The sequence below is a fragment of the Streptomyces sp. A18 genome (assembly GCF_059026065.1).
Genome location: NZ_JBWLKL010000002.1, coordinates 562005 through 575718, shown reverse-complemented (window position 1 = coordinate 575718; position 13714 = coordinate 562005). Strand labels below are relative to the sequence as shown.

Annotated in this window: 10 protein-coding genes and 3 tRNA genes; 8 read left to right on the top strand and 5 right to left on the bottom strand. The window is 71.3% G+C overall.

Translation table 11 applies throughout. The annotated features are described in order from the left end of the window. Positions 1 to 173: 173 nt before the first annotated feature. From AC5P1C_RS05490 to AC5P1C_RS05455, 8 genes are all read left to right on the top strand, one after another. On the top strand, positions 174 to 491 hold the full coding sequence (locus tag AC5P1C_RS05490) for a histone-like nucleoid-structuring protein Lsr2 (RefSeq protein WP_493864487.1): 318 nt from the start codon (positions 174 to 176) through the stop codon (positions 489 to 491). Positions 492 to 627: 136 nt separating this feature from the next. Beyond that, a tRNA-Gly gene (locus AC5P1C_RS05485) sits at positions 628 to 699 on the top strand. Positions 700 to 778: 79 nt separating this feature from the next. Then, positions 779 to 854: transfer RNA gene (locus AC5P1C_RS05480), tRNA-Gly, on the top strand. Between the two features lie 135 nt (positions 855 to 989). Then, on the top strand, positions 990 to 1943 hold the full coding sequence (locus AC5P1C_RS05475; RefSeq protein ID WP_493864486.1) for an ABC transporter ATP-binding protein: 954 nt from the start codon (positions 990 to 992) through the stop codon (positions 1941 to 1943). Next, a complete protein-coding gene (locus AC5P1C_RS05470; RefSeq protein ID WP_493864485.1) occupies positions 1940 to 2734 on the top strand; it encodes an ABC transporter permease in 795 nt (264 codons plus the stop codon). The genes AC5P1C_RS05475 and AC5P1C_RS05470 overlap by 4 nt, the downstream gene beginning before the upstream one ends. A 12-nt stretch (positions 2735 to 2746) precedes the next feature. After that, positions 2747 to 4027 (top strand): sensor histidine kinase, encoded by a 1281-nt coding sequence (locus AC5P1C_RS05465; protein WP_493864484.1) that lies wholly within the window; start codon positions 2747 to 2749, stop codon positions 4025 to 4027. After that, a complete protein-coding gene (locus AC5P1C_RS05460; RefSeq protein WP_493864483.1) occupies positions 4024 to 4632 on the top strand; it encodes a response regulator in 609 nt (202 codons plus the stop codon). The genes AC5P1C_RS05465 and AC5P1C_RS05460 overlap by 4 nt, the downstream gene beginning before the upstream one ends. A 23-nt stretch (positions 4633 to 4655) precedes the next feature. Next, a tRNA-Gly gene (locus AC5P1C_RS05455) sits at positions 4656 to 4731 on the top strand. Positions 4732 to 4799: 68 nt separating this feature from the next. On the opposite strand, the gene AC5P1C_RS05450 is transcribed toward AC5P1C_RS05455, so the two are convergent. The 5 genes from AC5P1C_RS05450 to AC5P1C_RS05430 all read right to left on the bottom strand — a co-directional run bounded on the left by AC5P1C_RS05450 (position 4800) and on the right by AC5P1C_RS05430 (position 13682). Beyond that, positions 4800 to 5696, bottom strand: coding sequence for a phosphoribosylaminoimidazolesuccinocarboxamide synthase (locus AC5P1C_RS05450; protein ID WP_493864482.1), 897 nt, complete (start codon positions 5694 to 5696; stop codon positions 4800 to 4802). A gap of 96 nt (positions 5697 to 5792) precedes the next feature. Further along, positions 5793 to 7286, bottom strand: a complete 1494-nt coding sequence (locus tag AC5P1C_RS05445) for a N,N-dimethylformamidase beta subunit family domain-containing protein (protein ID WP_493864481.1) — start codon at positions 7284 to 7286, stop codon at positions 5793 to 5795. A 328-nt stretch (positions 7287 to 7614) separates the two neighbouring features. Beyond that, positions 7615 to 9507 (bottom strand): hypothetical protein, encoded by a 1893-nt coding sequence (locus AC5P1C_RS05440; protein ID WP_493864480.1) that lies wholly within the window; start codon positions 9505 to 9507, stop codon positions 7615 to 7617. A 357-nt stretch (positions 9508 to 9864) separates the two neighbouring features. Beyond that, positions 9865 to 11130 carry a phosphoribosylamine--glycine ligase gene (purD, locus tag AC5P1C_RS05435; protein ID WP_493864479.1) on the bottom strand — a complete coding sequence of 422 codons (1266 nt, stop codon included), beginning with the start codon at positions 11128 to 11130 and terminating at the stop codon, positions 9865 to 9867. A 269-nt stretch (positions 11131 to 11399) separates the two neighbouring features. Continuing rightward, positions 11400 to 13682 carry a DNA polymerase III subunit gamma and tau gene (locus AC5P1C_RS05430; protein WP_493864478.1) on the bottom strand — a complete coding sequence of 761 codons (2283 nt, stop codon included), beginning with the start codon at positions 13680 to 13682 and terminating at the stop codon, positions 11400 to 11402. Between the last annotated feature and the right edge of the window lie 32 nt (positions 13683 to 13714).

Here is a 13714-nt window from a genome sequence, read left to right as displayed (position 1 = left end):
ATTGCACCCGGACACGCGGGCGGATTTAGTCGGGCTTCACAATGCATTGCCGGGCACTGTACAAAGGAAATGGCATTAGCCGATGCTTTGCACATAACAGTGCCCATAACAGCCGGACAGTCGGCATCGCCGCACGTCAACTGCGGTGGAGCCGCACGAAGGGACCGATATTCGTGGCGCAGCGTGTCGTAGTCACTCTCTTTGACGACATCGACGGCGGGGAAGCGGCGGAGACGATCGCCTTCGGTCTTGACGGCAAGTCGTACGAGATCGACCTCAATCAAACCAATGCCAAGAAACTGCGCAAGGCACTTGCCCCGTACCTGGACGCGGCCCGCAAGCAGTCGAAGTCCGGCAAGGCCTTCAAGCACACGACGGTGGCGGCGAACCCCGCGGCCGTCCGCGCCTGGGCCCGCTCGCACCAGATGGACGTGCCGCCGCGCGGCCGCATCCCCAAGAAGGTCTACGAGGCCTTCGAGGCCGCCAACTGACCTGGGGTCGAGCCCAGGCCGGCGACCGGCCAGGAGGGCCCCTCGGCAACCGACTTGACCTGCACCCCCGCCGGTCGGCTAAAGTCTGGAGCACGCCGAGGGGCAAGGCCGAAAGGCCTGAACCTCACGGAGTCTTGCGGGTGTAGTTCAGTAGTAGAACATCCCCCTTCCAGGGGGAAGGCGCAGTGTGCAATTCCTGTCACCCGCTCTGCATCGCCGATCAGGCACTCTTTCGAGTGCGGTAGGCTGGTGCTCGCGCCGATCAGTGAGAGCTGGTCGGAGGCAATGCGAACGTAGCTCAGTTGGTAGAGCGCAACCTTGCCAAGGTTGAGGTCGCGAGTTCGAACCTCGTCGTTCGCTCCAGAGAAGAAGGCCCCGGTCATCGCGACCGGGGCCTTCTTCGTGTGTCCCGTTGATCGATCGACTTCTGACATTTGTCATGCGGGCCGGTGACAGCGCGCACTGCTCCGGAGTCCGCGGCCGGGGGACGCTCTAGTCATGACTGACCAAGTGATCGACGTGACCGATCTACGGCGCGTGTACGGGGGCGGTTTCGAGGCGGTCCGAGGAGTCTCGTTCTCCGTCGGACGAGGTGAGCTCTTCGCACTGCTCGGGACGAACGGCGCGGGCAAGACCTCCACCGTCGAACTCCTCGAAGGGCTCGCCGCACCCGCCGGGGGGCGGGCGCGTGTGCTCGGACACGATCCCTACGCCGAGCGCGGCGCCGTGCGCCACCGGATCGGCGTGATGCTCCAGGAGGGCGGCTTTCCCTCCGAGCTGACGGTCGCGGAGACCGTACGGATGTGGGGGGCCTGCACCAGCGGTGCGCGTCCCGCCGCGGAGGCCCTGGAGATCGTGGGACTCGGCAAGCGGGCCGGCGTGCGCGTGAAGATGCTGTCCGGCGGTGAGAAGCGCCGACTCGACCTGGCCACGGCACTCATCGGACGGCCCGAAGTCCTCTTCCTCGACGAACCGACGACCGGGCTCGACGCCGAAGGGCGCCGCGAGACCTGGGAGTTGGTGCGGGCCCTGCGCGACAACGGCACGACCGTGCTGCTCACGACGCACTACCTCGAAGAGGCCGAGAGCCTCGCCGACCGGCTCGCGATCATGCACGAGGGACGGATCGCGGCCGAGGGAACCATCGCCGACGTGGTGTCCGCGCAGCCCTCGCAGGTCTCCTTCGCACTGCCCGCCGGGTACTTCGTCGGGGATCTGCCCCCGCTCGGCGAACTCGGCGTGAGCGAGCACGAGACCGTCGGCGGACGGATCCGGCTGCGGACGCATGAACTGCAGCGGACGGCCACCGGGCTCCTCGTGTGGGCGCAGGACGCGAACGTCGAGCTCGGCCGGCTCGATGTACGGGCAGCTTCGCTGGAGGAGGCGTTCCTGCGGATCGCGCGGGAGGCCGAAGGTACGGCCGATGTTGCGCAGAAGGAGACCGTGGCATGAGTACGACGACGATGACCCCCGCAGCGACGACGACCCCCGCGGGGCGGATGCGGGCGCTCGCGCGGGCCGAGCTGACATTGCTCGGGCGCGCCAAGGGGACGTTGTTCGCGGCGCTCTTCGTGCCGCTGGTGCTGCCGATGAGCGCGCAGCAGGCCGCGAAGGGCATGGATCTCAAGGGGACCGGGCTCTCGGTCGGGACGGTCGTGCTGCCCGGTGCCGTCGGGTTCTCGCTGCTCTTCGCCGTCTACGCGGCGCTGACGGCCGTCTTCGTCGCACGGCGTGAGGAGCTCGTACTGAAGCGGCTGCGCACCGGTGAGCTACGGGACCAGGAGATCCTTGTCGGGGCCGCGCTGCCCTCGATCGCCATCGGCCTGACGCAGTGCGTCCTTCTCGCGGTCGGCTGTGCGGTACTGCTCGACCTGGGGGCGCCGAGCGCACCCCATCTCGCCGTCGCCGGTCTGCTGCTGGGGCTCGTGATGTTCACCGCCCTCGGCGCGGTCACCGGCAGCTTCAGCAGGTCGGCGGAGTCCGCGCAGGTCATGAGCATGCCTCTGATGTTCGTCTCGATGCTGGGCTCGGGTCTCTTCCTGCCCCTCGAAGTCATGCCGGACAAGCTCGCCTCGTTCTGCGAGCTGCTGCCGATGACCCCGGTGATCACGCTGGTCCGCGGCGGCTGGACCGGGGAACTCTCCGGGGCCGAGACCCTGGGCGCGCTCGCCACCGCTGTGGCCTGGACCGTGGTCTCGGTGTTTGCTGTACGACGGTGGTTCCGCTGGGAACCGCGGCGGTGAGGAAGGGGTCACGTGGTGGTCGGCCGAATCCGGGGGCTCAAGCGCGGCTGGCATGACCGGAGCAAGATCGAGAAGGTCGAGTTCCAGAGCGTGGCCATGTGGCACGCCATGCCCTGGATCTTCTTCCTCAGCTGGGCCTCGGTGCCGCTGGGCGTGGCCCTGCGGCGCGAGACCCTCCCGCTGATCCTCGGCGGCGCGCTGATCGCGGTGTCTCTCCTGCACTGCGTGCACGTCAACCGCACGCTGCGCCGCTCCCTCGATCACTTCCTGAAGCGCGCGGAACCACCGCGCCGCGATCTCGCCGTGTCCCTCGCGCTCCTGGTCACGACGCTGGGACTCCTGTTCGCCCTGGCGGCTGTGCACGGGGTCAGGATCGGGATGCTCACCTTCACCACGATGTTCGCCGTGATGCCCTACGGACAGTCGCTGGCCTTCGCCGTACCGATCCGCACCTATCTCATCCGCTGCGCCGTGATCGACGCCGCTACGGTGGCCGGGTTCGCCGTGGTCGGCTTGCGTGGCGGGCAGCTCGTGGCCACCGCTCTGGTGATGGTGTTCGGCACGCTGGTCGCCCTGCTCTCCTCACGCTGCGGCGCCTGGACGCTCGCCGTGATGTGGGAGAGCGAGCGGGCCCGTGAGGTCGAGGGGCGGCTCGCGGTGGCCGAGGAGCGGCTGCGGTTCGGGCGGGACCTGCACGACGTGATGGGGCGCAACCTCGCCGTCATCGCGCTGAAGAGCGAGCTGGCCGTGCAGTTGGCGAAGCGGGGGCGGCCCGAGGCGGTCGACCAGATGGTCGAGGTGCAGCGGATCGCGCAGGAGTCGCAGCGGGAGGTGCGGGAAGTGGTCCGCGGGTATCGGGAGGCCGACCTCGCGGTCGAACTCGCCGGTGCGCAAGGAGTGCTCGAGGCGGCGGGGATCGACTGCCGGGTGGCCGGGTCGTCGGCGGGTCTGCCGGTCTCGGTGCAGTCGGCCCTGGGGTGGGTCGTGCGCGAGGCGACCACCAATGTGCTGCGACACGGGGACGCCCAGCGGTGCGACATCACGTTGACGATCACTGATGAACGTACGTCGCTGGTCATCGAGAACGACGGGGTGCCCGAGGCCGCGCCCGAGGGCAGGAAGGGATCCGGCCTCGACGGGCTGCGGGAGCGGCTCGCCGCGGTGGACGGAACGCTGGAGTTCACGTCCGGCGACGAGCGGTTCCGCCTTGCCGCGCAGGTGCCGCTCGGCCGCCCCCGGCAGGACGACACCCAGCAGGTCCACCGTCAAGAAGTCGAAAGGGTCGGGCCATGAGCCTGCGTGTGCTGCTCGCCGATGACGAGCACCTCATCCGCGGCGCCCTCGCCGCTCTCCTCGCGCTCGAGGACGATCTCGTCGTGGTCGCCGAGGCCGCGTCGGGGCCCGAGGCCCTCGCCATGGCGCGGGCCCACCGGCCCGATGTGGCCGTGCTCGACCTGGAGATGCCGGGCGCCGACGGTGTGAGTGTGGCCACATCGCTGCGGGACGAACTGCCGCACTGCCGCACCATGATCGTGACGAGTCATGGCAGACCGGGGCATCTCAAGCGGGCGCTCGCGGTGGGGGTACGGGGCTTCGTGCCGAAGACCGTGAGCGCGCAGCGCCTCGCCGAGATCATCCGCACCGTTCACGCAGGTAACCGCTATGTGGACCCGGAGTTGGCCGCCGACGCGATCTCCGCGGGGGACTCGCCGCTGACCGCCCGCGAGGCCGAGGTGCTCGAACTGGCCGCCGACGGGGCACCCGTCGCGGAGATCGCCGAGCGGGCCGCGCTGTCCCCGGGGACCGTCCGCAACTACCTCTCCTCCGCCGTCACGAAGACCGGGGCGGAGAATCGGCATGCCGCGGTGCGTCTCGCACGCGAGCGGGGTTGGGTATAGTTGGCTTCGCGCTTCGGCGCAGCGCGGACGTAGCTCAGTTGGTAGAGCGCAACCTTGCCAAGGTTGAGGTCGCCAGTTCGAACCTGGTCGTCCGCTCCACACGAAGAACCCCCGGTGCCTCTCGGCGCCGGGGGTTCTTTCGTCCGTCACTGCCGGGCGGTCCGCCGCTACCAGGCCATGCCCGTCAGACGCTCGTACGCCTCGATGTACTTGGCGCGCGTGGCGTCCACCACGTCCTGCGGGAGCGGGGGCGGCGGCTGCTCGCTCTTGCGGTCCCAGCCGGAGGCCGGCGACGTCAGCCAGTCGCGGACGAACTGCTTGTCGAACGACGGCTGGGCGCGGCCCGGCTGCCAGCTGTCCGCGGGCCAGAAGCGGGATGAGTCCGGGGTGAGGACCTCGTCCGCGATGACCAGCGTCTCCCCGTCGAAGCCGAACTCGAACTTCGTGTCGGCGAGGATCACGCCCCGGTCGCGGGCGATGTCACGGGCCCGGCCGTAGACCGCGAGGGTCGCCTGGCGGAGCTGGGCGGCCGTCTCCACGCCGACCTGGCGGGCCACTTCCTCATAGCTCACGTTCTCGTCGTGCTCGCCGACCGCCGCCTTCGTGGCGGGCGTGAAGATCGGTGCGGGCAGCTCCGAGCCGTCGCTCAGGCCGTCGGGCAGTGCGAGACCGCAGACGGTGCGCGAGTCGTTGTACTCGACCAGGCCCGAGCCCGTCAGATAGCCGCGGGCGACGCACTCGACCGGGACCATCGCCAGGGATTTGCAGACCGTGGTGCGGCCCGCCCAGTCGGCGGGGGCGCCGGCCGGCACGTCGGTGGAGATGACGTGGTTCGGGACGAGGTCGGCGAGCTGCTCGAACCACCACAGCGAGAGCTGCGTGAGGACCCTGCCCTTGTCGGGGATCTCCGTGGGCAGCACCCAGTCGTAGGCGGACATGCGGTCGCTCGCGACCATCACGAGGTCGCCCGCCTCGTTCCGGTACAGGTCGCGCACCTTGCCGGTGTGCACATGCACCAGGCCCGGCACCTGAAGCGGCTCGGGCTTTTCTACGAATCCGGACACGGTTCCTCCCCGTGGTTCTGACTGAATGCTGCTGATTCTCCCGCATGGGCAGGCAGCTTTTGGCCAGGGGCTGTCCCGAGGGCGGGCGGGCCGTCCTCAGTCGTGTTTGCAGATGCGGTCCAGGAGGTTGGCCGTGGCCCGCTGGACGCGGGCGTCCACATGGCCGGGGCGGTCGAGCGCCGGGGACCACGCGAAGGTGCCGGAGGCGAAGACCAGGGCGCCGGACGGGGCGCGGTAGAGGGACGACTCCTGGTGGCGCATGGCGCCCTCGGAGTCCTCGTACGGAGAGTGGGCGAGGAGGATGCGGCCCTGGTGCTCCGGCAGCGCGGTGCGCGGGAAATAGCGGTCGGCCTCGCCCGCGACCAGGCCCTCGATCTCGTCCCCTTCGTGCGCGCCCGTCGCCTCCCACAGCCAGTGGTCTGCGTTGCGTACGACGAGGGGGGCGGGCTCGGGGACCCGGCCCGCGTACTGAATGCCCAGGAGCTGCTGTTCGGCCTTGTCCTGCTCCCGCCAGAGGGCCGACCTGCCGGGGCCGTGGCGCTTGCGGCAGGTCAGCAGGCGGTCCTCCACGCCGGACGGGGAGGGGCCCAACTCCACCTGCCAGTACATGGTGTTGGCGGAGAGGAAGACGAGGGAGGTGCCGTGCGCGCGGGCCTGCTCCGTGGTGCGGCGCATGTTCGACGACCAGTACTCGTCGTGGCCCGGGAAGACCAGGCCCCGGTAGCGGGTCGGATCGATGCGGCCCGCGTGCAGGTCGCGGGTGTCCGCGTACGCGAGGTCGTAGCCGTACCGCTCGGCCCAGCGGATGAAGTCGTAGGCGTGGCCGACGTGCAGGGGGAGGCCCGCGCCCGCGTACGGACGGTCGAAGGAGACCGTGTGCGCGGCCTCGCTCTCGCCCAGGAGTCGCCCTTTCTCGTCCCACGCGTGGTAGAGGCTCGCGCCCGTGCGGCCGTCCTCGGGGTAGAGGTTGTACGCCTGCCAGGTGATGTCCGGCAGGAGCAGGAGGAGGTCGGCGCGGTGGTCGTCACGGACCGTGAACGGGACGTGCGAGCGGTATCCGTCGACCGTGGTGAGGACCGCCACGTACGCCCCGATGTTCCAGTAACTCGGGATCTGCAGACGCCAGGAGAGCCACCAGTGGTGGCAGGAGACCGTGCGGTCGGCGGTGAGCGGGGGCGGCTGGACGATGCCGGAGAGGCGGGGGCTTGTGCTGATCTTCGATGCCCCGTCCCCGCCGTAGTGCCCGATGCGGTAGATGTCGACGAAGAACTGCTGGGGCGGGTCCACCGTCACGTGGAAGTCGATCGCCTCGCCGGGGGCCGCCGCGCCGGTGGAGGCGAAGCCCTTGATCTGACCGTGCACGTCGTCCGCGGTGCGGGGCCCGTTCCTACGCGGGGGTTTGCGGGGTGTGGGGATGTCCTGGGCGCCGGGAGCCGGGGCGTGGTCGATGTACCAGGGGACGACCTGACCCGTGTCGTCGAAGTAGTGCTCGGCGCCTCGGAGCCAGGGGAGGGGGCCCTGCCCGAAGGGGTCGGTCACGGCGTGCGCCAGGGCGCCCGACTCCCACCTGCGGATCTGCTCCGACCCCATGTGTGTACCCTCCCTCGCTGCTCCCCCGAGACTGCTGTGCGGCCTTGCGTGCTCTGCGGTGCGACTTCGTGCTCTGCGGCACGAGTTGCTGCTGTCTGCCGCTGAGTGCTGCTGGCATGTCCGGACCGACGGTCGATCCCAGCACATCACATAACGCACGCACTCCGTCACCGTTCGTCGCTAATCGACGAGAACGGAAGGGAGCGTTCCGGAGCGTGCCGTTGATGGGTGGGGATGCGCGTGTTCACGGGTGGGATGCGCGTGTTCACAGGGTGGAATGCGCGTGTTCACGGGGTGGGGCTTCGCGGCGGCCGAGGGCGGGCTGGGCTCAGACCAGCCGGACCGGCTTCTCCGGGCGGACGCCAAGGCGGGCCAGCCAGCCGCGCAGCGGGATGGGGTCGCCGTCCTCCACGAGGCTCAGGACATGCGGCGTGAGGTCCGCCGCGCGCTCGCCGTCGATCAGGAGCGACGGGCCGTCCAGCCAGTCGAGACCCGGGGCGGCGCCCGCGGTGTCCACGGCCGCGCAGCAGACCAGGGCCGTGACGTGATCGGCCAGCAACTCACGTCCCGTACGCGGCGGTTGGAGCGGGAACAGCGGCAGCATGCCGTCGTCCCAGAGCGCGTCGTCCGGGCCCTGTCCCGTCGGCGCCGGGCGGGGCGGGGCGGCGGCTTCCTCGCGGGCGATCTCCGCGGTGAGGCCTGCGGCCAGGCGTCCGCCGGGGCCGTCGGTGGACTCCTCGGGGTCCATCGGTTCCTCGGGGGCCATGGACTCTTCTACGGCCACCGGTTGTCCGGGGACCATGAGCTCTTCGCCGCCGGGGGTGGGATCCGCGGCGCCCGCGGCGTCGGCCAAGGCGTTGGTCTCGGAAGCCTCCGCCGTCAGGTGGTCCAGTACGCGGCCCAGAGTCGGCCCCTCGGAGTCCGGTGCCGTCCGGTCGGCGGAGTGGCTGACGCCCAAGGAGTCCAGGACCCGGTGGAGGCGGGCGGCGTCCACGCGCCACTTGCGGTCGACGACCTCGTCCGGATACTCCTGCCACGCCACCGGCGCCCAGTCCGGGCCCTGCTCGGCGGGTCCGCCATGGAAGAGGCGAGCGGCGAGCAGCGAAGCCGCCTCGTCCATCGAGCCCGGCTCCTCCAGGAGGTCACAGGCGGGGCGCTCGCCCAGGCGGGACGTGAAGCCCTCGGCCAGGCGGTCCCTGCGGGAGAGCTCCGTGAGGGCGGAAACGACACCCGCGTCCAGGCGCGACGGCCAGCGGCCCATCCGCCAGGCGGGCAGCGCGACCTTGGTGAGGAGCCGGTCCCACCCGGCGTACGCCAGGCCCACCTGCTCCTGGGCGACGATCCGCACTCCATAGTCCACGGCCTGGGCGCGCTCGGCGGCGGCTGCCGCGACCCCGCGCTCCATCTCACCGGCATGCCCCCGGCAGCTGCGCAGGAGCAGCCGCGTCACCCAGCCGACGCCGCCCAGGACCGTGCGCACGAGCGGTCCGCGCCCCGGTGCGGAGGTGACCGCGACCGCGGCGTCGAGCCCGCGGATGAAGCGCCGGGCCGCGGCTATGTCGGGGTGCGCCGAGGGGCCCGTGCCGGCCACGACCGGGGCGAGCACCGCGCGCAGCTCGCCGACCCGCATCCACCACAGGAACGGGGAGCCGATGACGAGCACCGGAGCTACGGGTGGCTGGCGGCGCGGGGCGGGGCGACTGTCACGTACGCCATTGGCTTCTGCGCTGCCCGCGACCGATGCCTGGGATGCCTTGGATTCCTGGGATGCGTGGGATGCCTGGGAGGAGGCCTCCGCGGGCGGGCCGTGGGCCGGGTGGGTGCGGTCCTCGAGCCAGCTGTCGCAGTCCGGGGTGAGCGCTATCGCCGATGGCGCGGGCACGTCCAGGCGGTCGGCCAGGTCACGCACCATGCGATACAGATCGGGGGCCGATCCCTCGGCGATCGGGACGGTCGGGCTGACGGCGGGCCTGGACCGCGCGACCACGAGCGCGACGCCGGCGGCGGCGAGGAGCACGAGGGCGGCGACGGCGGTCACGATGCCGCGCACGACGCCCCAACTCCCGCCGGTCATATGGCCCGTGGCCCCGCCGGCGATCAGCACGACGGCGACGGCCGCGGGCAGCAGTGCGACGGCCAGCGCCCTGCTGCGGATGCGCAGCACGGCGAGCGCCTGGGAACGCGCGGACTGCACGCCCACCTCCACACCCGTACCTGACACGACCGATGTCACCCCCTGCTGCCTGCGCCGCCTACTGCCCGGCCATGGGCCGGGGCCGCGGGCGGAAGGCAGCTGCCGATGGATTTGCTCACTCCCCCACTGTGGCACCCGCCACTGACATCGCAATGCCGGTGGTCTGTTTGGCTCTGGGCACCTGAACCGCTTGCGCCGCACCCTAGTTGGGGTGCCGGGCATCGTCAGCCGGATGGGCCAGCGGTCACTCGATGGAATGGCTTTGGGTAAAGGTGGATGACGGGGCGGGTGACAGCCGGATGAGGGGCGGATGAGGGGCGGATGACGAGCAGGCCCCGGATCCGTGGTCGGATCCGGGGCCTGTGTGGTCGGTGAAGGGGTGGGTTACGCCTCCACGGCCGCCTCCGCGGCCGCCTTCGCCGCGATGTCCGTGCGGTGCTGGGAGCCGTCGAGGCGGATGCGGGACAGGGCCGCGTACGCGCGCTCGCGGGCCGCGGTCAGATCCGTGCCGGTGGCCGTCACGGAGAGCACACGGCCGCCCGCGCTGACCACGGCGTCGCCGTCGCGCTTCGTCCCCGCGTGCAGGACGTACGCGTCCGGGGCATCCTGTGCCGCCACGTCGCCGAGGCCCTCGATGGGGTCGCCGGTGCGCGGGGTCTCCGGGTAGTTGTGCGAGGCGATGACCACGGTCACCGCGGCGTCGTCACTCCAGCGCAGCGGGGGGAGGTCCACGAGGGTGCCGTTCGCCGCGGCAAGCAGGACTCCGGCGAGCGGGGTCTTCAGGCGGGCGAGGACGACCTGCGTCTCCGGGTCACCGAAGCGGGCGTTGAACTCGATGACGCGTACGCCGCGGCCGGTGATCGCCAGGCCCGCGTACAGCAGCCCCGAGAACGGGGTGCCGCGCCGCCGCAGCTCGTCGACGGTCGGCTGGAGCACGCTCTGCATGACCTCGTCGACCAGCTTCGGGTCGGCCCAGGGGAGCGGCGAGTACGCGCCCATGCCACCGGTGTTCGGCCCTGCGTCGCCGTCGAGCGCGCGCTTGAAGTCCTGCGCGGGCTGCAGCGGGACCACGGTGACGCCGTCCGTGATGGCGAAGAGGGACACCTCGGGGCCGTCGAGGAACTCCTCGATGACGACGCGGTCGCAGGCGAGGGCGTGGGTGCGAGCGGCCTCGACGTCGTCCGTCACGACGACGCCCTTGCCGGCGGCGAGGCCGTCGTCCTTGACGACGTACGGCGCCCCGAAGGCGTCGAGGGCTTCGTCGACCTCCTCGGGGGTCGTGCAGACGTAAGAACGGGCGGTGGGTACCTGGGCGCCCGCCATCACGTCCTTGGCGAAGGCCTTGGAGCCCTCCAGCTGGGCGGCCTCCTTCGAGGGCCCGAAGCAGGGGATTCCGGCGTCGCGTACGGCGTCGGCGACTCCGGCGACCAGGGGCGCCTCCGGGCCCACGATCACCAGCCCGGCACCGAGCCGGGTGGCGAGGGCGGCTACCGCGCCGCCGTCGAGGGCGTCGACCGCGTGCAGCTCGGCCACGTCCGCGATGCCGGCGTTGCCGGGGGCGCAGTACAGGGCGGAGACGTCGGGGTCGAGGGACAGAGAGCGGCACAGGGCGTGTTCGCGGGCACCACTGCCGATGACGAGGACCTTCACGGGCGCCAGCCTAGCTGCCGCGGGCCGGTGCGTTCGTACGGGAGCCCCAGCCGTGGGGTCCTCTTCACTTGTACGTTCCTCCAGCCGCGGGCCTCGGGAGCCTCGCGGCGGCGCCTTGGCCCCGGGGGGCACCTCGCAGCGGCGGCACAGGAGCAGCCAAGCCCGGCCCCTACGCCAGAGGCGGGGCAGGACCTAGAGGGCCGACGCGGGGGGTCCGGCGCCAAGCAGCGTGGCTGGGTAGACGCAGGCGCACCCTGGCCAAGGGCCCGTCAGGGTTCGTTGTTGTATTCCTCGACGATCGTGGCGCCCAGTTCGCGAACGATCAGGTCATGGCCGGACAGCGCCGACTCGACCAGATCGGGGTCGTCGTCCGCCCAGGTGTCGTCCTCCGGGGAGACGTGGTCCGGGGCGCGGCGTTCCGGGGCCGGGGCCGTGCTCGGCTCGGGGGCCGGCGCCCGGCTAGCGGCGGGCGCCTGGGGCGGCGGCGAATTCTGCTGCTGTTGTTGTTGCTGCTGCTGCTGCTGCGGGGGAGCCTGCCGCGAGGGAGGCGTCGGCGCGCTGCCCCCGAAGTTGCCCGCCGCGGGCGGCGGCGCCGAGCCCCCCGAGGGGTCGACGATCGCCTCGACCTTCCACTGCACCCCGAACTGCTCGGACAACGCCTGCCGCAGCACGTCCTCGCTGCCGCTGCTGGCGAAGTTGTCCCGCGCCCCCGCGTTCACGAAGCCGATCTGCAGTGTCGTCCCGTCGAAGCCCGCCACCTGGGCGTTCTGGCTCAGCAGGATCCAGGTGAAGCGGCGGCGGCCCTTCACGGCGTCGAGGATGTTCGGCCACAGCGAACGCGGATCGGGCCCGCCCACGGCAGCCGCCGGAGCCTGAGCCGCAGCCGCCGACGGGGCGGGAGCCGACTGCTGCGGCGCCGGAGCACCGCCGCTCCCCGCGGACGCCGCCGTGGGCCAGCCACCCGGGCGAGGGGCCTCCGGAGGAGCGGCAGGAGCGGAGGCAGCGGCGGGGCCGGCCTGCGCCGGTCCACTCCCCGGCGCCGAAGCCGTGGGCCACCCACCGGGACGGCGCTCAGCAGCCACCTCGGCAGCAGGAGCAGCAGCCTGCACCGGCGGAACTACAGGAGCAACAGGAGCAACAGGAGCGGCAGGAGTAACCGGAGCCTCAGGCTCAGCCTCAGGAGCCTGCCCCCCGCCCCGCACAGCCGCCCGCGCCGCCGCAGCCCCGCCCCCCGGTGGTACCGGAGGACCAGCCTGGGGCGGAGCGGTCTGCGGCCCACCGCCACCCTGCCGCTGCGCACCCGCATGGGTATCGGGCCCCGGTACGTACCCCATCGCAGGACCGGGACCACCGCCCTGACCCCCCTGACCGCCCTGGGCGCCCGCCATGAAATGGCCGCCACGCTCAAGCCGGTCCAAGCGGGCCATGAGCGAGCGCTCGTCGTCGTACGCAGCCGGCAGCAGCACGCGCGCGCAGATCAGCTCAAGCTGCAGCCGGGGCGATGTCGCCCCCCGCATCTCCGTGAGGCCTTCGTTCACGAGGTCGGCGGCGCGGCTGAGCTCGGCGCCGCCGAAGACGCTCGCCTGCGCCTGCATCCGCTCCACGACGTCCGACGGGGCGTCGATGAGCCCCTTCTCCGCCGCGTCCGGAACTGCCGCGAGGATCACCAGGTCCCGCAGCCGCTCCAGGAGGTCGGCGACGAAGCGACGCGGGTCGTTGCCCCCCTCGATGACGCGGTCGACGATGTCGAAGGCTGCCGCCCCGTCCCCCGAAGCAAAGGCCTCCACCACGGAGTCGAGCAGCGACCCGTCCGTGTAACCGAGCAGGGACGTCGCCATGGCATACGTCACACCGTCATCGGCCGCGGACGCGAGGAGCTGATCCATGACGGACATCGAGTCACGCACGGATCCGGCACCAGCCCGAACGACCAGCGGGAACACACCCTCCTCGACGGCCATCTGCTCCCGGCCGCACACCTCGGCCAAGTACTCACGGAGGGTCCCCGGCGGCACGAGACGGAACGGATAGTGGTGCGTACGCGACCGGATCGTCCCGATGACCTTCTCGGGCTCCGTCGTCGCGAAGATGAACTTGAGGTGCTCCGGCGGCTCCTCGACCACCTTCAGCAGGGCGTTGAAGCCCGCCGAGGTGACCATGTGCGCCTCGTCGATGATGTAGATCTTGTACCGACTGCTCGCCGGGCCGAAGAAGGCCTTCTCGCGCAGATCACGCGCGTCGTCCACACCGCCGTGCGAAGCGGCGTCGATCTCGATGACGTCGATCGAACCCGGGCCGTTCCTCGCCAGGTCCTTGCAGGACTGGCACTCGCCGCAGGGCGTGGGAGTGGGACCTTGCTCACAGTTGAGACAGCGGGCCAGGATGCGCGCGCTCGTCGTCTTGCCGCAGCCGCGCGGACCACTGAACAGGTAGGCGTGATTGACCCGGTTGTTGCGCAGCGCCTGCTGCAGCGGGTCGGTTACATGCTCCTGCCCGATGACCTCGGCGAACGACTCCGGGCGATAGCGGCGGTACAACGCGAGAGACGACACGCATACGAGGTTATAGGCGCCCACTGACAACA